This is a genomic window from Rhodobacter sp. 4.3.4, from assembly GCF_058724655.1.
Window position 1 is genome coordinate 3,447,533 of the sequence record NZ_CM178967.1, and the last position, 18,056, is coordinate 3,465,588.

Here is an 18,056-nt window from a genome sequence, read left to right on the forward strand (position 1 = left end):
TCAGAGCCCGTTCTGCAGATCGACGACTTCGGTCAGGCGCACGGCAAGCTGGCCGTTCGATTCGCCTTCCATCTCGGTCAGCTCGCCGCGGGCAATCAGCTTGTCGCCGACATAAAGCTCGACCGGATCTTCGACCCGACGATCCAGCGGCAGGATCGAATCGCGCTTCATCCGCAGCAGATCGCGCACCAGCGGCCGGGCCTTGCCCACCGAAATGGTGATCTCGATCGGAACTTGCGAAAACGGGTTGTTGGACGGGGCAGTGTCATCCATGAGCGGCCTCCTGCTGGCTGGCGCTGAAATAGGTGTCGATCGCGTCGGCGATCAGCCGGATCACCCCGTCAAGGTCGATCCGGGTCTCGGTTTCGGCGAATTTGAGATAGACCTGACCCTCGCCAAGGGTCTGATCGGCCACGAAGACAAGCGGCAGACCGGAGCTTTTGCCCAGAACCTCCTCGATCACCGGCAGGCTGACCGGGTTGGCCAGAATGGTGATCGGCACCGAGGTCGCGGATTCGGCCAGCGGCTGCAGCTGTTCGGCCACCATCTGCGCCAGCGTCTGCCGCGCCATCGCGGGCAGCAGCTTGGCGGCGATATCGACCAGAAGCGGGCGCAGCGCCATCAGGATCTCCTGCCGCGCCTCGTGATAGGTGAAGGACAGCTCCTGCAGGTTCTGCCCCAGATCGGCGCGCAGCTTGGTGCCTTCAGCCTCCTGCGCCGCGATCGCATCGTCCCAACCGGCGGCGTAGCCCTTTTCAAAGGCCGCCAGACGTTCCTCTTCGAAGGCGCCGGGATCGATCTCGATCTGCGGCTGCGGCGGCGGGGCGGGCTCCGCCTCGAAGGATTCCAGCCGAACCCGGTTCCGGATCATGCCCGTTCCTCCGCCTCATCCATCCAGCTGCGCAGGATTTCGACCGATTCGGCCTGACGTTCCTCGATCAGCTTCTTCAGACGCGCCACCGGATCGCCGGACTGACCCGACTCGCCGCCGATGCCGCCCATGTCCCCGAAGTTGCCGGTGCCCATCGCCATCGGCATGTCGCCCAGATCGAAGTCCGAGACCACGTTCATCGACCCGATCGGCATGTCGCCATCGGCGATCTCGCCGGTCAGCGCCCGGCCGGTGCCCTCGTCCGAACCGATCATGCCGCCGGGCAGGTTCATCGCCCGCTCCGCCTCGGCCGCCGCCGCGCGTTGCGCCAGGATCGGACGCATCACGAAGAGACCGAGAATCAGCGCCACGATCGCCAGGATCGCAATCTTGATCAGCTGCATCGTATCGAGGGGCGCCGAGGCAAAGAGGCTGCTGGTCGCCTCGGTGCCGGTCTCGGCCAGCGGCTCGAAGGCCATCGAGCGGATGGTGATGACATCGCCGCGCTTCTCGTCGAAGCCCACGGCCGAGGCCACCAGCTCCTTCAGCGCCGCCAGTTCCTCCTCGGTGCGCGGCGTGATCGCCGTCACCCCGCTCGCATCCTTGCCTTCGACGCCATCGACCAGAACCGCGACGGTCAGGCGCTTGATATCACCCGGATTGCGCAGCACTTCGCGAGTCGTCTCGGAGACTTCGAAATTCACCTGTTCGCGGGTTTCCGAGGCCTGGCTTTGCGATTTTCCGCCATTCGCGGCATCGCCCTGCGGCAGGTTCGAGGCCACCGTCACCGGCGCGGGCTTGGTATCGTCGGATTTCTCGGAGCGCTCCTGCGTCTCGGTCGAAATCGCCACCCGGCTGTCGGGCTCGATCCGCTTTTCGGTGATCGCCTCGCGTTCGGTCACGGTCTGCACCGACACCTCGACCACCGCATTGCCATAGCCCACCCGCGCTTCGAGCAGCCGCTCGACATTGCGGCGCAGCTCCTCGGCGCGATCGTTCGCGGCCGGATTGAAAGCCTCATCCCCGGTCGAAATCAGCCCCGCCACCGAATCGATGATCGAAACGTCATCGGGGCTCATCCCCTGCACCGCAGAAGACACAAGAAATTTCAACGCCTTGGCATGGGTGGGCGAGAGCCCGCCCGAAGCCGTCGTCACGGTGACGGAAGCGGTCGGATGGTTTTCCTTGCGGAAGGACTGCCCCGAGGGCGCCGCAATATGCACCCGCGCCGCGCGGATCATCGGATTGGCGACGATCGTGCGGGCCAGTTCGCCCTCTTTCGCGCGCCAATAGGCGGCGTCGAACATCTGCGAGGTGGTGCCAAAGCCCGACAGGCCGTCAAGCAGTTCATAGCCCGCCCCGCCCGTCGCCGGCAGGCCCTCGCCCGCCAGTGCCATCCGCAATTCGTCGCGCCGTGCGGCATCGACATAGATCGAATCGCCGCGCACCTCATAGGGAACGCCGCGCGCTTCCAGCGCCGTCACCACTTCCCCGGCCCGCGCGCCCTCAAGACCCGCGTAAAGCAGCGCCTTGTCGGACCGCGACGCAAAGCTCGACAGCGTCAAGATCGCCGCGAACATCAGAATCGTCGCCCCGGCCACAAGCACGCGTCGCGTCGTGTCCAACCCCTGCCAAACGGCCATCAATTGCTGCAAGACGCACCTCCTTCGAGCGGACTTCTGCCCCGTCGTCCTGCGCATCTTTCTCCGATCGCCCTTAACAATCGGTTAGTGGGTGCAGGGGTATAGCAGGATGGATCGAAGAAATCGGGGACCGCCATGGCAGAGCCAGAAGCAGAAGGCGAAGAAGCGCCAAAGAAGAAATCGAAGCTGCCGATTCTGATCGGGCTGGTGCTGATGCTCCTGCTCGGCGGGGGGGCATTCTATGCCGTCTATTCCGGCATGATTCTTGCCCCGGCGCATCAGGACGGTGCCGAGGCCGCCGCCGAGGAAGAGCATCCGGAAGCAACCGAGCCGCAGATCGCCTTTGTCGCGCTCGATCCGATGGTGATTTCCCTGACCGAGGGCAAGGCCCGGCATCTGCGATTCTCGGCACAGCTGGAAGTGCCGGTGCTGAAGCAAAAAGAGGTCGAGCTGCTGAAGCCGCGCGTGATGGATGTTCTGAACGGCTTCCTGCGCGCGGTCGAAGTGTCCGATCTGGAAGACCCCGCCGCGCTGTTGCGGCTGCGCGCACAGATGCTGCGCCGGGTCCAGATCGTGGTCGGCGAGGGCATGGTCAACGACCTGCTCGTGATCGAATTCGTGATGAACTAGGGAGAGAAAAATGCAGCTGATCGCAGATATTCTCATGGGTTTGGGCGCCTTGGGGGCCAGCGCCTACTGCATGGTTCTGGCCCGCAGGCTGAAGCGGTTCAACCAGCTGGAAAGCGGCATGGGCGGCGCCATCGCCGTGCTCTCGGCGCAGGTTGACGACATGACCAAGGCGCTCAACCGGGCCCAGGCGACGGCGGCCACCTCGGCCGAGCAATTGCGCAGCCTGACCGAACGCGCCGAGCAGAGCGCGCAGCGGCTGGAACTGCTCATGGCGATGTCGCAGGCCGCGGCGACGCCGGCGGCGGCCCCGGCCCAGGCCGCGCCCGCAGCGCCCATGCCGGAACCGGAACCGCAACGCCAGCGCGTGTTGCGCCGCCGGGTGCGTCCGTCCGATCTGGAGGCCGCGGAATGAAAGCGCCCCGCCCGGCCCCCGTGCCCACGCCGAAACCGGCTGCGAAGAAACTGCGCAGAAGGATCGGCCGCGGCTCTCTCGTGCTGATCGCGGCGCTGTTCGCCGCCTCGGCGCTGGTGCGATTCGGCTCGGGCTTCGCGCTGGCGCTCGACAGCGCCGAGGCCACGCCCGCCGCCCCCGGTTCCGCGACCGGATCCGCGGAATGCGTCACCGAACCCGGCGTGATGCAGCTTTACGCCGAGGTCCAGACCCGGGAACGCAAGCTGGCCGAGCGCGAGAAGGTGCTGTCGGACCGCTCGCAGGCGATCAGCCTCGCGGAAAAGCGCATCGAGGAGCGACTCGCCTCGCTGGTTCAGGCGGAACAGAATCTGGCGCAGACCGTGACCATTGCGGACAAGGCGGCTGACGAAGATGTGACCCGGCTGGTGACCGTCTACGAGAACATGAAACCGAAGGATGCGGCGCCGCTGTTTTCGGCGATGTCACCCGATTTTGCGGCCGGATTCCTGTCGCGGATGCGGCCGGAGACGTCTGCGGCGGTGATGGCGGCGCTTGATCCGAAGGTCGCCTACACGATCAGCGTCATCATGGCCGGCCGCAACGCCGGGGCGCCGCAAAACTAATTTCGAAGAGCATTTGTTAAGCGAACTCTGCCAAGGTTCCGGCAAGAGCATGGAGAACTGCAATGATAGGCATCGTCGGGATCGTCATCATCTTCGCAATGGTGTTCGGCGGCTACGTCGCCGCAGGCGGCAAGATGGGGATCATCCTCAAGGCCCTGCCGTTCGAGATGATCATGATCGGCGGGGCGGCGGTCGGCGCCTTCGTCCTGTCCAACGACCTGCCCTCGATCAAGCACACGGTCAAGGACATCGGCAAGGTCTTCAAGGGCGCGAAGTGGAAGCCCTCCGATTACCGCGACCTGCTGTGCCTGCTGTTCGAGCTGATCCGGCTGGCGCGGCAGAACCCGGTCGCCATCGAGGAACATATCGAAGCGCCCGAGAATTCGTCGATCTTCGGGAAATATCCGAAAATCCTGCATGATCACGAAGCGGTGGAGATGATCTGCGACACGATGCGCTCGGCCTCGATGAACTATGACGACCCCCATCAGGTCGAGGAAGTGCTCGAAAAGCAGCTCGAGGCGAATTATCATCACGCCATGCATTCGAGCCACGCGATGCAGTCGATCGCCGATGCCATGCCCGCGCTCGGCATCGTCGCCGCCGTGCTGGGCGTGATCAAGACCATGGCCTCGATCGACCAGCCGCCGGAAATCCTTGGCAAGATGATCGGCGGGGCGCTGGTGGGCACCTTCCTCGGCGTGTTCCTGGCCTATGGTTTCATCGGCCCCTTCGCCACCCGCATCAAGGCGGTGGTCGACGAGGATGCGCATTTCTACAAATTGATCCGCGAAGTGCTGGTGGCCAACCTGCACAATCATGCCACCAACATCTGCATCGAAGTCGGGCGTCAGAACACCCCGCATCACATCCGCCCCAGTTTCTCGGAACTCGAAGAGGCGCTCAAGGCGGTGAAATCGGAGGCGGCATGACCCGGTTCATCCTTGCGCTCGGGGTGATCCTGCTCGTGGGCGCCCCGGCGGCGGCGCAGCAGATCGCCGTCCGTTCGGGCGAGCACGAGACCTTCTCCCGTCTGGTCTTCATGTTGCCGCCGGGAACCGTCTGGACCACCGAACGCGTGGCGGGCGGTTACCGCTTCACCACCCCGGGGCAGGAAACCCGTTTCGACCTCTCCCGGGTCTTCGATCTGATTCCGAAAACGCGCATCCTCTCGGTCACGCCCGATGTCGATGCGCGCTCGGTCTTCATCGAGACGCCGCCCTCGGTGCGTCTTGAATCCTTCCCGCTGCCGATCGGGGCGGCGGTGATCGACATCGTCGATGGCCCTGAACCGGACACGCCGGTCCCTCCGGTCCCGGTCACGCCCGCGGCGCAAAGCTTCCGGCCGCTCCCCGATCGCGCCTATCTTGATCTTTACTGGTCGAAACCGGCGCCGCAGCAGCCCCCGGCGGCGGATCCCGCGCCCGCCGCCCCGCCCCCGGCGCGGGTCGTCTCTCCGCTCGCCTTGCCGGATGCGCGGGTCAGGACGGCGGAACGCGATCTCGTCGAGCAACTGGGACGCGCGGCCTCGCAAGGGCTGATCACGGTGGAATTGCCCCGGCAGGCCCAGAAGGCGGCCCCCGAAGCCGCGGCAGAGCCCGCCCCCGCGGCTTCGCCAGACGCGGCCGCGCCGGAGCTGGCGCTGCAATCGGAAACGGTGATCGATCGCGACACCGCATCGGCCGTTGCCCGGCATCAGCTTTCCAGGTCGGGTCACAGCTGCCCGCCAGATGAGGATTTCGACATTCTGGCGTGGCAGACCGACAAACCGGCGCATGAACAATTCACCGAGGCGCGACAGGATCTGGTCGGGGAATTCGACCGTCCCCGGCCCGAGGCGGTGCTGAAACTGGCCCGGGTCTATGTCGCCTTCGGCTTCGGCGCCGAAGCCAAGGCAAGCCTGCGCAGCTTTGGCATCAGCCCCGAAGAGGCGGGACCGCTGCCGATCCTGGCCGATATCATCGAGGGAAATCCGCCTGCGATGGCGAAAAGCCTGCCGGGCCTGACCGCATGCGACGGCAAGGTGGCGCTGTGGGCGGTGCTGGCAGCGGACGAGCCCCCGCGCAAGGCAGAGGTGAATTTCGGCGCCGTTTTGCGCGCCTATTCCGCCCTGCCCCCGAATATCCGGGCCCTTGTCGGCCCAGCGCTCAGCGCGCGGCTGATCGACATGGGGGCGCCGGATGTGGCGGCGACCGTCCGCTCGATGCTGGCCCGCGCGCCGAAATCCGATCAGGGGGCGCTCGCCGAAATCGATGCCCGGATCGATCTGAGTGCCGGGCGCAAGGAAGAGGCGGCACGACTGCTGGACGGGTTGGCGCTCTCGGGCAGCCCGGCCGCGGCAGAGGCGCTTTACACGTCGATCGAAACCAAGCTGTCGCTGGGCGCGGCGATTCCCGCCACCGATGTCGACAATGCGGGGGCTTTGGGGCGGCAGCTGCGTGGCTCTGAAACCGGTGCGCGGCTGATTCGCGCCGAGGTGCTCGGTCTGGGGTCGACGGCGCGGTTCGACGAGGCGTTCCAGACCCTCTCGACCTGGGACCCGGCGCAGTTCGACGCGCTGAAGCAATCCGCAACCAGCGATCTGGCCGCCCAGCTGGGCAGGGTCCCGGATGACACGCTGTTCGTCGAGACGTTTTTCCGGCATCGCGACCAGATCCCCCCGTCCGTGCTGGCCCCCGGCGTGCAGGTCGCGCTGGCTGATCGGCTCGCGGCGACGGGGTTCTGGCAATCGGCGCGCGACATCCTTTCTGCCGAGACCCGGCGCAGCCCGCCGGGCCGTCTCGCCCTGGCGCGGGCGGCGCTGGCCGGTCGGGATGCGGCGGCGGCCTATTCCTATCTGGGCGATCTGCCCGGCGAAGAGGCCGCAAAACTGCGCGGCGAGGCGATGAGCATGCTGGGCCAGCACAGCACCGCCGAAGGGGAATTCGCCGAGGCCGGGCAGACCCAGGCACAGCTTGACGCCGCCTGGCGTGCGGGGAACTGGACGCTGGTCGCGCAAAAGGGGTCGGAGACGCAGAAACGTTTTGTCGAACTCTTCGCGCCGGAAACGGCCCCGCCCGCGGAGCCGCAGGATGCCGTTCCGCCGGGGCCGTTGTCACAGGCGCAGCAGCTGATCAGCCAGAGCCAATCCGAGCGGGAGGCCTTCGAGAAGCTAATGGAGGAGCTGAAGACCCCGTGATCCGCACCGCGCGGCCCCGGGGCGGATCGAATTGCCGCGCCCGGCCCTGTTGATCACCTCCGGCCTTTCGGTCGCGACGGCTCTGCGCTAGCTCTGCGGGGACCGAAGCCGACCGGAGGGACCGCGATGACGGCCATCACCCCAGAGCAGATCCGCACCGCCCGCGCCCGCAAGCCGCGGATCTATGCCCGCGATTTCGCCGATACGCTTGGCATCCCCGAAGCCGCGCTCTGCGCCGCCTTCGTCGGCACCACCGCGACGCGGATTTCCGCCGATCCGAACCGGATCCTGCCGGGCCTTGCCGCGCTGGGTCAGGTGATGGCGCTGACCCGCAATGACAGTTGCGTGCTGGAAAAGGTCGGCTGCTACGACCGTTATCAGCCCGGCGAGGTCGCCCGGATCGTCAACCCGCCGATTGATCTGACGCTGCTTTGCGCAAAGTGGCAGCATGGCTTCGCGCTGGACGAGGCGGGGCCGAAGGGGCCGAAGCGCTCGATCCAGATCTTCGATGCGGCGGGCGAGGCGGTGCACAAGATCCATCTGCGCGACGAGTCGACTGCCGAGGCCTGGGCGCCGCTGATTGATGCGCTGCGGCTGGCGGATCAGGACCAGAGCTTCACGCCCGCCGCGACCGATCCGGCAGCCGATCTCTGGGCGGATCTGAGCCGGGTCTCCCCCCTGCGCGAGGGTCGCGTCCCGGCGCGTCGGCTGACCAAAGGCGCGATCGAACGGCTGATGGGTCGCGCCGCCGAAACCGGCGTGCCGGTGGATTTCGCGGTCGGCAACCCCGGCTGCATCGAACGGCATTCCGGCGTGATCGTCCGGGTGCTGGAGGCCGGGCCCTGGATCAATGTCCTCGATCCGGGGCTGGAGCTGCATCTGCGCATGGATCACATGGCCGAGGTCTGGGCGCATCCCGATGGCACGGTGGATGCTTTCGGCGCGGCCGGTCAGCTGATCGTGCGGATGTCGGGGGCAGAGGGCTGGGCCGATCTTCTGGCGGCCGAGGGCGATGTCCAGCCCTGAGCCTCAGGGCATCAGCGCGCGAATCACCGCATTGAGCACCGCGCGCCCCTGTGCGGTGGCGCGGATGCGCCCGGCGTCGCGCGCGATCATCCCCATCGCCTCCAGATCTGCCAGGGCCTGCGCGGGCAGCGCCTGCCCCGAGAGACGTTCATACCGAAGCGGGTCGATCCCCTCGGCCAGCCGCAGCCCGAAAAGCAGGAATTCGGTCGCCTGTTCCTGCCGCGCAAGCGGCTCTCGCGGCATCTCGCCAGTGCCCAGACGCTCGACCCGGTCCAGCCAGTCAGCGGGGGCTTTCGGCGCCTCGGTCGCGTGACGGATACCGCCCAGCGTCAGCCGCCCATGCGCGCCGGGGCCGATCCCGGCATAATCGCCATAGCGCCAGTAAACAAGGTTGTGCCGACATTCGGCCCCGGGCCGGGCATGGTTCGACACCTCATAGGCAGGCAGCCCGGCCGCATCGCAGATTTCTTGCGTTTTCAGATACATGTCGGCAGCCAGATCATCTTCGGGCAGATCCCGCAGCTTGCCCGCCGCGAAAAGCCGCCCGAAGGCTGTGCCGTCCTCGATCGTCAGCTGGTAAAGCGAGAAGTGATCGACCGCCATCGAGAGCGCCGTGCGGAGTTCCCGCGCCCAATCGTCCAGGCTTTGCCCCTGCCGGGCATAGATCAGATCGAAGCTGACACGCGGAAAATGCGCCCGGGCGATATCGAACGCCGCCCGCCCCTCGGCCGCGCTATGCATCCGGCCCAGGCGGCGCAGGCTGTCATCGTCCATCGCCTGCATTCCCATCGACAGCCGGGTCACGCCCGCCTGCGCAAAGGAGCGGAACTTGCCCGCGTCGATGCTGGTCGGATTGGCCTCAAGCGTGATTTCCAGATCATTCGCCGTGGGCCAGGTGGCGCGGATCCGGTCAATCACCGCCGCCACCGTCTCGGGCGCCATCAGGGACGGCGTGCCACCGCCGAAAAACACCGTATTGAGCACGCGACCCTGCGTTTCGGCACCGATCCGGTCGATTTCCGCCAGGTAAGCCCGCAGCCAGCGGTCGTGATCGATCGCGGCGGCCACATGGCTGTTGAAGTCGCAATAGGGGCATTTGGCGGCACAAAAGGGCCAGTGGAGGTAAAGGCCAAAGCCCCCGTGCCGCCAGTCGTCGCTCATCCCTTGAAGGCCGTGACTTCGATCTCGATCTTCATCGCGGGGTTCACCAGCCCGGCCACGATCATCGTCGCCGCCGGACGGATCTCGCCAAAGGTCGCCGACAGCGCCGGGATGATCTCTTCCATATAGGCGGCATCGGTGATGATGTAATTCGCCCGCACGACGTTTTCGAGCGAGAAGCCCGCGCCTTCCAGCACCGATTTGATCGTCGCAAGCGTGTTTTGCGCCTGTTCCAGAACCGAGTCGGGGAAGGTCTTCGTCACCGGATCGACGCCGGTCGTGCCCGCGACAAAGCACCAGTCGCCCTGCACCACGGCGCGGGAATAGCCCAGTTTCGGCTCATACGGCGAGCCGCCCGAAATATTGACACGAGTCATTTTGCCTCCATGACCTTGACGAATTTGCGGAACGCATCCGCACGGTGGGAAATCTCGTTCTTTTGCGAGGGCTCCATTTCCGCGAAGGTCACCTCGAACCCCTCGGGCTGGAACATCGGATCATAGCCGTGCCCCTGCGCACCGCGCATCGGCCAGACCAGCTGCCCTTCGGCCTTGCCCTCGAACACCTCGTCATGCCCGTCGGGCCAGGCCAGAACCAGGGTCGAGCGGAACCGGGCCTTGCGCGGAAACGGCGCATTCTTCGCCTCGCATTCGGCCCAGGTCCGGGTCATCGCCAGCACGAAATCGCGCCCGTTCGGCGTTTCCGCCCAATCGGCGGTGTAAACCCCCGGGGCACCACCCAATGCGTCAACCTCGATGCCACTGTCATCGGACAGCGCGGGCAGGCCGGTCGCCTTGGCCGCCGCATGCGCCTTGATCCGGGCATTGCCGACAAAGGTCGTCTCGGTTTCCGCCGGTTCGGGCAGGTTCAGCTCGGCCGCGCCGACCACCTCGACCCCGTAAGGGGCCAGAAGATCGCGCATTTCCGCCAGCTTGCCCTTGTTGTGGGTCGCCACCAGCAGCCGCTTTTCGGTGAAAGCCCTCATGCGATCGCCGCCTTTTGCGCCGCCACCAGCTGCGCCACCCCGGCCTCGGCCAGATCGAGCAATTTCGTCATCTCCTCGCGCGAGAAGGTCGAACCCTCGGCGGTCATCTGCACCTCGACCAGACGGCCGCGCCCGGTCAGGATGAAGTTGCCGTCAACGCCGGCCTCAGAATCCTCGGCATAATCCAGATCGGCGATCGGCTGGCCCGCATAGATGCCGCAGGAAATCGCCGCCACATGATCGATGATCGGATCGGACGCGATCAGCCCCGATTTCAGAAGCTTGTTCACCGCCAGACGCAGCGCCACCCAACCGCCGGTGATCGAGGCACAGCGGGTGCCGCCATCGGCCTGCAGCACGTCGCAATCCACCACGATCTGCCGCTCGCCCAGCGCGGAGCGGTCGATCCCCGCCCGCAAAGCCCGGCCGATCAGCCGCTGGATCTCCTGCGTGCGGCCCGATTGCTTGCCCGCCGCCGCCTCGCGCCGGTTGCGCGAATTCGTCGCACGCGGCAGCATCCCGTATTCCGCCGTCACCCAGCCCAGGCCCGAGCCCTTGAGGAACGAGGGCGCCTTGTCCTCGATCGTCGCGGTGCACAGAACATGGGTGTCGCCCATCTTGATCAGCACCGAACCTTCGGCATGTTTCGTCACACCGGTTTCGATGGAAATGGAACGGATATCGGCAAGATTGCGGCCAGAGGGGCGCATGGGCTGTCCTTTCGCTGGATTTGACCCCATTTGAAACGGCAGAAGACCCGATGCAACCCCGAAGGCACGATTGACGGAAAAGCTTTCACGGCAATAATGCAAAGCGTGGCCATGACGAACCAGACCCAGTTGATCTCGGACTTGAACGACCGCTCCCGCGAAGTGTTTCGCCGGGTGGTTGAAGGCTATCTGGAAACCGGCGATCCGGTCGGCTCGCGCACGCTGACCCGGCTGATGAGCGAGAAGCTCTCGGCGGCGACGATCCGCAACGTGATGCAGGATCTGGAATATCTGGGGCTTCTGGGCAGCCCGCATGTCTCCGCAGGGCGGGTGCCGACGCAGATGGGGCTGCGGATGTTCGTCGATGGCTTCATGGAGGTGAGCGAGGTTCAGGCGACCGACCGTGCCGCGCTGGAGGCCACGGTGGGCGCGGCGGAACCTGACGTGGGATCGCTGCTCGACCGGGTGGGCTCGGCGCTCTCGGGGCTGACGCATGGGGCCAGCCTGGTGCTGGCGCCGAAGACCGAGGCGCCGATCCGGCATATCGAATTCGTCTCGCTGGCCCCGGACCGGGCGCTGGTGGTGCTGGTTCTGGCCGATGGTCAGGTGGAAAACCGCGTCTTCACCCCGCCCGTGGGGCAGACGCCGTCGTCGATGCGCGAGGCGGCGAATTTTCTCAACGCGCTCGCCGAGGGCAAGACGCTGTCCGATCTGCGCCGCGAAATCGCCGCAGAGATTTCCGCGCGGCGGCAGGAACTTGATGCGCTCGCCGCCGAGATGGTCGAAAGCGGTCTGGCGCAATGGGCCGATCAGGGCGAGCCGTGGGAGCGGCTGATCGTGCGCGGCCAGTCAAATCTGCTGGAGCCCGAGGGCGATCTGGACCGGATCCGCACGCTTTTCGACGATCTGGAACGCAAACGCGACATTGCCGAATTCCTTGATCTGACCGAAGACGGCGAGGGCGTGCGCATTTTTATCGGCTCGGAGAACAAACTCTTCTCACTTTCGGGTTCCTCTTTGGTGGTCTCTCCCTATATGAACGCGGATCGAAAGATCATCGGCGCGGTGGGGGTCATCGGCCCCACCCGGCTCAACTACGGGCGGATCGTGCCGATCGTGGATTATACGGCGCAACTGGTCGGGCGGATGCTCGCTGGCCGGGGCAAAGGGTGAAACGGATGACCGAGAAGAAGGACGAAATGGCAGAGGATCAGGCGCAGCTGGACGAGGCACTGGCCGCGGCTCTGGGTGACGAGCAGGACGAGCTGGAAATGCTGCGCGCCGAACGCGACGAGCTGCGCGACCGCTTCATGCGGGCGCTGGCCGATGCCGAAAACGCGCGCAAGCGGGCGGACCGCGACCGGCGTGAGGCCGAGCAATATGGCGGCTCGAAACTGTCGCGCGACATGCTGCCGGTGTTCGATGCGCTCAAGCGCGCGCTGGATGCGGCGGGCGAAGAGGTCCGCGCGGCGGCACCCGCGCTGATCGAAGGGGTCGAGCTGACCCAGCGCGAGCTGCTGAACGTCTTCGCGCGGCACGGGATCGTGGCGATCCAGCCGAAGGTGGGCGACAAGTTCGACCCGCTGCTGCATGAGGCGATGTTCGAAGCGCCGCTGCCGGGCACGGTGGCGGGCGACATCATTCAGGTGATGGACGACGGCTTCCTGTTGCACGACCGTCTGCTGCGCCCGGCGAAAGTCGGCGTCAGCTCGATGCCGAAAGCCTGAGGCAAGCCGGGGGCTTTGCCCCCGGACCCCCAGGATATTTTCAGCAAGATGAAGGTCAGTCCTTGAGAAGGGCGCGCAGCGCGTAAAGCGCGTCCATCGCTTCCCGGGGCGTCATCTCGTCGGGATGCAGGCCGCGCAACAGGTCTTCAACCGCGGATTTCGCCGGCGGGGCCGCGGGCGCGGGCGGCGGGGCCAGCGCGAAAAGCGGCAGATCGTCGATGATCGCCTGTTTCTTGCCGCCCTCGCGTTCGCCCTTTTCCAGCGCCTCCAGCACGACCCGGGCGCGGGCGACGACGCTTTCGGGCAGGCCCGCCAGTTTCGCCACCTGCACACCATAGGAGCGGTCGGCCGCGCCTTTCTTCACCTCGTGCAGGAAGATCACCTCGCCGTGCCATTCCTTGACCGCGACGGTCGCGTTTTCGACGCCCTCGAGCTTGGCCGAAAGCGCGGTCATTTCGTGGTAGTGCGTGGCGAAAAGCGCGCGGCAGCGGTTCACCCCGTGCAAATGTTCGAGCACCGCCCAGGCGATGGAAAGCCCGTCATAAGTCGCCGTACCGCGGCCGATTTCGTCCAAAATCACCAGCGCCCGGTCATCGGCCTGATTGAGGATGGCGGCGGTTTCGACCATCTCGACCATGAAGGTCGACCGGCCGCGCGCCAGATCGTCGGCGGCGCCGACGCGGCTGAAAAGCTGGCTGACAAGGCCGATATGGGCCCGCCGCGCGGGCACGAAACTGCCCGCCTGTGCGAGCAGCGCGATCAGCGCATTCTGCCGCAGGAAGGTCGATTTGCCCGCCATGTTCGGGCCGGTCAGCAGCCAGATCGCCGGGGTGGCGCCCGCGGTCAGGGCGCAGTCATTGGCGATGAAGGGCTCGCCCTGCCGTTTCAGCGCCGCCTCGACCACCGGATGACGGCCGCCCTCGATCTCGAAAGCGTGGCTTTGATCGACGGTGGGTTCCACCCAGTCCTCAGCCGCGGCCAGATCGGCAAAAGCGGCGGTCAGGTCGATTTCGGCCAAGCCGCGCGCGGTTTCGGAAATCGGCCCTGCGGCGGCCAGAATAACGCCTTTCAGGCTGTCATAGAGCCGCTTTTCGATCTCCAGCGCGTGATTGCCCGCGTTCAGAATCCGGGTTTCCAGCTCGCTCAATTCCAGCGTCGTGAAGCGGACCTGATTGGCCGTCGTCTGCCGGTGAATGAAGCGCGCGGAAAGCGGCGGGGCGAGCATCTTTTCGGCATGGGTCGAGGTCGTCTCGATGAAATAGCCCAGCACGTTGTTGTGCTTGATCTTCAGCGACGAAATCCCGGTTTCGCTGATGTAATCGGCCTGCATCCGGGCGATGACACCGCGGCCCTCGTCACGCAGCTGCCGGGTCTCGTCCAGTTCCGGCTCGTAGCCCGTCGCGATGAAGCCGCCATCGCGAGCCAGAAGCGGCGGTTCCGCCACCAAAGCGGCATCCAGCAGCGCCACAAGGTCGTCGTGGCCCAGAAGTCGCTGCCCGGCCTCGGCCAGAAGTGGCGGCGCCTCGGTCTCGGCCAGACGATCCGCGATGCGGCCCGCCTGCTCCAGACCGTTGCGGATCGCCGCCAGATCGCGGGGGCCGCCGCGGTCAAGCGCAAGGCGGCTCAGCGCCCGGTCGATATCGGGGCAGCGGCGCAAGGCCTCGCGCAGGTCTTCGGCAAATCGACCCTGTTCCAGCAGAAACCGCACCGCATCATGGCGCGCATGGATCTGCGCGAGGTCGCGCGAGGGGGCCGAAATGCGCCGTTCCAGAAGCCGCGCCCCCGCCGCCGTCACGGTGCGGTCGATCGAGGCCAGAAGCGAGCCCTCGCGCCCGCCCGACAAAGCCTGCGTCAGCTCCAGATTGCGCCGGGTCGCGGCGTCGATCTGCACAAGGCTGCCGGCCTCTTCCCGCAAAGGACGCGCCAGAAGCGGCAGTTTCCCCCGCTGCGTCAGGTCAAGATAATCGACCAAGGCCCCCATCGCCGAGATTTCGGCGCGCGAAAACGCCCCAAAAGCATCAAGCGAGCCCACCGCGAAAAGATCGCACAGCCGCTTTTCCGCGCCCTGACTGTCGAAACTCGACCGGGCGAGCGGGGTCAGCGACGCGCGCAAATCAGAGACTATTCCGGCACAATCCGCCTCTTTCGCCTCGCTGACCAGCACTTCGCGGGGGGCCAGCCGGGCCAGCTCGGGGCCAAGACGGGAGAGCGGACAGGGCATCACCCGGAATTCGCCCGTGGAAATATCGGCCCAGGCGAGCGCGCCTTCGTCGCGCAGCTCGGCCCAGGCGGCCAGGTAGTTGTGCCGCCGCGCCTCCAGCAGGCTTTCCTCGGTCAGCGTGCCGGGCGTGACGAGCCGCACCACGTCGCGCCGCACCACCGATTTCGAGCCGCGTTTTTTCGCCTCGGCCGGGTCTTCCAGCTGCTCGGCGATCGCCACCCGAAAGCCCTTGCGGATCAGCGTCAGCAGATAGCCCTCGGCGGCATGGATCGGCACGCCGCACATCGGGATTTCCTCGCCCAGATGCAGGCCGCGTTTGGTCAGCGCGATATCCAGCGCCGCCGCCGCCGCGACGGCATCGTCAAAGAACATCTCGTAGAAATCGCCCATCCGGTAGAACAGTAGCGCCCCCGGATTCGCCTGCTTGATCGCCAGATATTGCGCCATCATCGGCGTCACGGTTTCGTTTGCCATGCTTTCCCCCTGCCCGGCGCAACTTATTAAACGCCGCACCCCCGTGCAAACCGATTGAGGCAGCGCCGCAAGGGGGATAAGGAAAAAGCGCCCACTGGAGGAGTTCGGCCCATGTCCACCAAGAACCGCGTCACGCCCGAAGAGGCGCTGGCCTATCACCTCGACCCCGTGCCGGGGAAATATGAGGTCGTCGCCTCGAAGCCGATGACCACGCAGAGGGATCTGAGCCTGGCCTATTCCCCCGGCGTTGCGGTTCCGGTCGAAGCCATCGCCGAACGCCCCGAAACCGCCTATGATTACACCAACAAGGGCAATATGGTGGCGGTGATCTCGAACGGCACGGCGATCCTTGGCCTGGGCAACCTTGGCGCGCTGGCATCGAAGCCGGTGATGGAAGGCAAGGCGGTGCTGTTCAAGCGCTTTGCCGATGTGAACGCGATCGACATCGAGCTGGCCACCGAAGACCCCGAGGAAATCATCAAGGCGGTCAGCCTGATGGGCCCGACCTTCGGCGGCATCAACCTTGAGGACATCAAGGCCCCCGAGTGCTTCATCATCGAGCAGCGGCTGAAAGAGATGATGGACATTCCGGTGTTCCATGACGATCAGCACGGCACGGCGGTGATCTGCGCGGCGGGCTTGCTGAACGCGCTCGAAATCTCGGGCAAGAAGATCGAAGACTGCAAGATCGTGCTCAATGGCGCGGGGGCGGCCGGGATCGCCTGTCTTGAGCTGATCAAGACCATGGGCGCGCGGCATGACAACTGCATCATGTGCGACACCAAGGGCGTGATCTATCAGGGCCGCACCGAGGGCATGAACCAGTGGAAATCGGCGCATGCGGCCAATACCGAGGCGCGCACGCTGGAAGAAGCGATGGTGGGCGCGGACGTGTTCCTGGGCGTTTCGGCCAAGGGGGCAGTGACGCCGGAGATGGTCGCCTCGATGGCGGACAATCCGGTGATCTTCGCGATGGCGAACCCGGACCCGGAAATCACCCCGGAAGAAGCGCATTCGGTCCGCCCCGATGCGATCGTCGCCACCGGCCGGTCGGACTATCCGAACCAGGTCAACAACGTGCTGGGCTTCCCCTATCTGTTCCGCGGCGCGCTGGATATCCATGCCCGCGCGATCAATGACGAGATGAAGATCGCCTGCGCCAGGGCGCTGGCCGCGCTGGCGCGCGAGGATGTGCCCGACGAGGTGGCGATGGCTTATGGCCGCAAGCTGACCTTCGGGCGCGACTACATCATTCCGACGCCCTTTGACCCGCGGCTCATTCATGTGATCCCGCCCGCCGTGGCCAAGGCCGGGATGGATACCGGCGTCGCCCGGCGTCCGATCATCGACATGGAGGGCTATGCGCAAAGCCTCAAGGCGCGGATGGACCCGACGGCGGCGATCTTGCAGGGCATCCATGCCCGGGCGCGGCAGGCGCAGGCGCGGATGATCTTTGCCGAGGGCGACGATCCGCGGGTGCTGCGCGCGGCGGTCGCCTATCAGCGCGGCGGCATGGGCACGGCGCTGGTCGTCGGCCGCGATTCGGATGTGAAGGAACAGCTGGAAGCAGCCGGGATCGGCGATGCCTTCCGCGAATTGCAGATCGTCAATTCGTCGAATTGCAAGCACATGGATACCTACAAGGACTTCCTGTACCGCCGTCTGCAACGGCAGGGGATGGACCGGGAAGATGCGCACAAGCTGGCCACCCGCGACCGGCATGTCTTCGCCGCGCTGATGCTGGTGCATGGGCATGGCGACGGCATGATCACCGGGGCGACGCGGAAATCGGCGCATGTGCTGGAACTGATCAACAAGGTGATCGACGCCAAGCCCTCGGATGGCGCCGTGGGGATCACCGCGCTGCTGCACAAAGGCAAGGTCGTCTTCATCGGCGATACGCTGGTGCATGAATGGCCCGACGAGAACGACCTGGCCGATATCGCCATGGCGGGCGCGCGGGTGGCGCGCGGTCTGGGCATCGATCCGCGGGTCGCTTTTGCCTCGTTCTCGACCTTTGGCTATCCGGTGTCGGAACGCGCGATGAAGATGCATGTGGCGCCGCAGGTGCTGGATGAACGCGGCGTCGATTTCGAATATGACGGCGAGATGGCCGTCGATGTCGCGCTGAACCCCGAGATGATGAAGCATTACCCGTTCTGCCGTCTGACCGGGCCGGCGAACATCCTTGTGGTGCCCGCGCGGCATTCGGCCTCGATCTCGGTGAAGCTGATGCAGGAAATGGCCGGGGCGACGGTGATCGGCCCGATCCTGACCGGCATCCAGCATTCGGTGCAGATCTGCTCGAACCGCGCGACGGTGAACGACATCCTGCATATGGCGGCGCTCTCGGCCAGCCGTCTGGGGCTGAAACGCTGAAAACGCTTCCGGGCCG

17 protein-coding genes are annotated in these 18,056 nt (G+C 65.9%); 9 read left to right on the top strand and 8 right to left on the bottom strand.

The window, feature by feature from the left end; translation table 11 throughout:
* Genes AC4PTB_RS17085 through fliF form a run of 3 tightly spaced genes read right to left on the bottom strand, consistent with a single transcriptional unit; the run spans window position 1 to window position 2,514 of the window.
* Window positions 1-273 (bottom strand): FliM/FliN family flagellar motor switch protein, encoded by a 273-nt coding sequence (locus AC4PTB_RS17085; protein ID WP_492191047.1) that lies wholly within the window; start codon window positions 271-273, stop codon window positions 1-3.
* Window positions 266-871, bottom strand: coding sequence for a FliH/SctL family protein (locus AC4PTB_RS17090; RefSeq protein WP_492191048.1), 606 nt, complete (start codon window positions 869-871; stop codon window positions 266-268). Before AC4PTB_RS17090 ends, AC4PTB_RS17085 begins: the two co-directional genes overlap by 8 nt.
* On the bottom strand, window positions 868-2,514 hold the full coding sequence (fliF, locus tag AC4PTB_RS17095) for a flagellar basal-body MS-ring/collar protein FliF (protein ID WP_492191049.1): 1,647 nt from the start codon (window positions 2,512-2,514) through the stop codon (window positions 868-870). Before fliF ends, AC4PTB_RS17090 begins: the two co-directional genes overlap by 4 nt.
* A 135-nt stretch (window positions 2,515-2,649) precedes the next feature.
* Between fliF and AC4PTB_RS17100 the strand changes: the two genes are divergently transcribed.
* The 6 genes from AC4PTB_RS17100 to AC4PTB_RS17125 all read left to right on the top strand — a co-directional run bounded on the left by AC4PTB_RS17100 (window position 2,650) and on the right by AC4PTB_RS17125 (window position 8,383).
* The gene (locus AC4PTB_RS17100) at window positions 2,650-3,144 is read left to right on the top strand and encodes a flagellar basal body-associated FliL family protein (RefSeq protein WP_492191050.1); all 495 of its coding nucleotides are present in this window, start codon (window positions 2,650-2,652) and stop codon (window positions 3,142-3,144) included.
* Between the two features lie 10 nt (window positions 3,145-3,154).
* A complete protein-coding gene (locus AC4PTB_RS17105) occupies window positions 3,155-3,556 on the top strand; it encodes a hypothetical protein (RefSeq protein ID WP_492191051.1) in 402 nt (133 codons plus the stop codon).
* Window positions 3,553-4,179, top strand: coding sequence for a MotE family protein (locus tag AC4PTB_RS17110; protein ID WP_492191052.1), 627 nt, complete (start codon window positions 3,553-3,555; stop codon window positions 4,177-4,179). Before AC4PTB_RS17105 ends, AC4PTB_RS17110 begins: the two co-directional genes overlap by 4 nt.
* 62 nt (window positions 4,180-4,241) lie before the next feature.
* A complete protein-coding gene (motA, locus tag AC4PTB_RS17115) occupies window positions 4,242-5,111 on the top strand; it encodes a flagellar motor stator protein MotA (protein ID WP_013069182.1) in 870 nt (289 codons plus the stop codon).
* Window positions 5,108-7,357, top strand: a complete 2,250-nt coding sequence (locus tag AC4PTB_RS17120; protein WP_492191053.1) for a hypothetical protein — start codon at window positions 5,108-5,110, stop codon at window positions 7,355-7,357. Before motA ends, AC4PTB_RS17120 begins: the two co-directional genes overlap by 4 nt.
* A gap of 126 nt (window positions 7,358-7,483) precedes the next feature.
* Window positions 7,484-8,383, top strand: a complete 900-nt coding sequence (locus AC4PTB_RS17125; RefSeq protein WP_492191054.1) for a ChuX/HutX family heme-like substrate-binding protein — start codon at window positions 7,484-7,486, stop codon at window positions 8,381-8,383.
* A 3-nt stretch (window positions 8,384-8,386) separates the two neighbouring features.
* Here AC4PTB_RS17125 and hemW read toward each other — a convergent pair whose 3' ends face one another.
* Genes hemW through rph form a run of 4 tightly spaced genes read right to left on the bottom strand, consistent with a single transcriptional unit; the run spans window position 8,387 to window position 11,239 of the window.
* Window positions 8,387-9,544 carry a radical SAM family heme chaperone HemW gene (gene hemW / locus AC4PTB_RS17130; RefSeq protein WP_492191055.1) on the bottom strand — a complete coding sequence of 386 codons (1,158 nt, stop codon included), beginning with the start codon at window positions 9,542-9,544 and terminating at the stop codon, window positions 8,387-8,389.
* Window positions 9,541-9,921, bottom strand: coding sequence for a RidA family protein (locus tag AC4PTB_RS17135; protein ID WP_492191056.1), 381 nt, complete (start codon window positions 9,919-9,921; stop codon window positions 9,541-9,543). Before AC4PTB_RS17135 ends, hemW begins: the two co-directional genes overlap by 4 nt.
* Entirely contained in the window at window positions 9,918-10,529 is a 612-nt protein-coding gene (gene rdgB, locus AC4PTB_RS17140) for an RdgB/HAM1 family non-canonical purine NTP pyrophosphatase (protein WP_492191057.1), read from the bottom strand. Before rdgB ends, AC4PTB_RS17135 begins: the two co-directional genes overlap by 4 nt.
* Window positions 10,526-11,239 (bottom strand): ribonuclease PH, encoded by a 714-nt coding sequence (rph, locus tag AC4PTB_RS17145; RefSeq protein ID WP_492191058.1) that lies wholly within the window; start codon window positions 11,237-11,239, stop codon window positions 10,526-10,528. The genes rdgB and rph overlap by 4 nt, the downstream gene beginning before the upstream one ends.
* Before the next feature lie 111 nt (window positions 11,240-11,350).
* Between rph and hrcA the strand changes: the two genes are divergently transcribed.
* Both hrcA and AC4PTB_RS17155 read left to right on the top strand, forming a co-directional pair.
* Complete coding sequence (gene hrcA, locus AC4PTB_RS17150; RefSeq protein WP_492191059.1) at window positions 11,351-12,412, top strand: heat-inducible transcriptional repressor HrcA; 1,062 nt, start codon at window positions 11,351-11,353, stop codon at window positions 12,410-12,412.
* A gap of 5 nt (window positions 12,413-12,417) precedes the next feature.
* The gene (locus tag AC4PTB_RS17155; RefSeq protein WP_492191060.1) at window positions 12,418-12,966 is read left to right on the top strand and encodes a nucleotide exchange factor GrpE; all 549 of its coding nucleotides are present in this window, start codon (window positions 12,418-12,420) and stop codon (window positions 12,964-12,966) included.
* Between the two features lie 55 nt (window positions 12,967-13,021).
* Here AC4PTB_RS17155 and mutS read toward each other — a convergent pair whose 3' ends face one another.
* Window positions 13,022-15,661: a DNA mismatch repair protein MutS gene (gene mutS / locus AC4PTB_RS17160; RefSeq protein WP_492191061.1), complete on the bottom strand. Its 2,640-nt coding sequence runs from the start codon at window positions 15,659-15,661 to the stop codon at window positions 13,022-13,024.
* Between the two features lie 111 nt (window positions 15,662-15,772).
* Between mutS and AC4PTB_RS17165 the strand changes: the two genes are divergently transcribed.
* On the top strand, window positions 15,773-18,040 hold the full coding sequence (locus AC4PTB_RS17165) for an NADP-dependent malic enzyme (RefSeq protein WP_492191062.1): 2,268 nt from the start codon (window positions 15,773-15,775) through the stop codon (window positions 18,038-18,040).
* The last annotated feature ends 16 nt before the right edge of the window (window positions 18,041-18,056 follow it).

Coding starts and splice junctions, on each gene's coding strand:
- rph (WP_492191058.1), bottom strand. CDS start 11,239: ATGCGCCCCTCTGGCCGCAATCTTGCCGATATCCGTTCCATTTCCATC.
- fliF (WP_492191049.1), bottom strand. CDS start 2,514: ATGGCCGTTTGGCAGGGGTTGGACACGACGCGACGCGTGCTTGTGGCC.
- AC4PTB_RS17105 (WP_492191051.1), top strand. CDS start 3,155: ATGCAGCTGATCGCAGATATTCTCATGGGTTTGGGCGCCTTGGGGGCC.
- AC4PTB_RS17135 (WP_492191056.1), bottom strand. CDS start 9,921: ATGACTCGTGTCAATATTTCGGGCGGCTCGCCGTATGAGCCGAAACTG.
- AC4PTB_RS17090 (WP_492191048.1), bottom strand. CDS start 871: ATGATCCGGAACCGGGTTCGGCTGGAATCCTTCGAGGCGGAGCCCGCC.
- AC4PTB_RS17120 (WP_492191053.1), top strand. CDS start 5,108: ATGACCCGGTTCATCCTTGCGCTCGGGGTGATCCTGCTCGTGGGCGCC.
- AC4PTB_RS17155 (WP_492191060.1), top strand. CDS start 12,418: ATGACCGAGAAGAAGGACGAAATGGCAGAGGATCAGGCGCAGCTGGAC.
- AC4PTB_RS17100 (WP_492191050.1), top strand. CDS start 2,650: ATGGCAGAGCCAGAAGCAGAAGGCGAAGAAGCGCCAAAGAAGAAATCG.
- AC4PTB_RS17125 (WP_492191054.1), top strand. CDS start 7,484: ATGACGGCCATCACCCCAGAGCAGATCCGCACCGCCCGCGCCCGCAAG.
- AC4PTB_RS17165 (WP_492191062.1), top strand. CDS start 15,773: ATGTCCACCAAGAACCGCGTCACGCCCGAAGAGGCGCTGGCCTATCAC.
- hrcA (WP_492191059.1), top strand. CDS start 11,351: ATGACGAACCAGACCCAGTTGATCTCGGACTTGAACGACCGCTCCCGC.
- rdgB (WP_492191057.1), bottom strand. CDS start 10,529: ATGAGGGCTTTCACCGAAAAGCGGCTGCTGGTGGCGACCCACAACAAG.
- motA (WP_013069182.1), top strand. CDS start 4,242: ATGATAGGCATCGTCGGGATCGTCATCATCTTCGCAATGGTGTTCGGC.
- mutS (WP_492191061.1), bottom strand. CDS start 15,661: ATGGCAAACGAAACCGTGACGCCGATGATGGCGCAATATCTGGCGATC.
- AC4PTB_RS17085 (WP_492191047.1), bottom strand. CDS start 273: ATGGATGACACTGCCCCGTCCAACAACCCGTTTTCGCAAGTTCCGATC.
- AC4PTB_RS17110 (WP_492191052.1), top strand. CDS start 3,553: ATGAAAGCGCCCCGCCCGGCCCCCGTGCCCACGCCGAAACCGGCTGCG.
- hemW (WP_492191055.1), bottom strand. CDS start 9,544: ATGAGCGACGACTGGCGGCACGGGGGCTTTGGCCTTTACCTCCACTGG.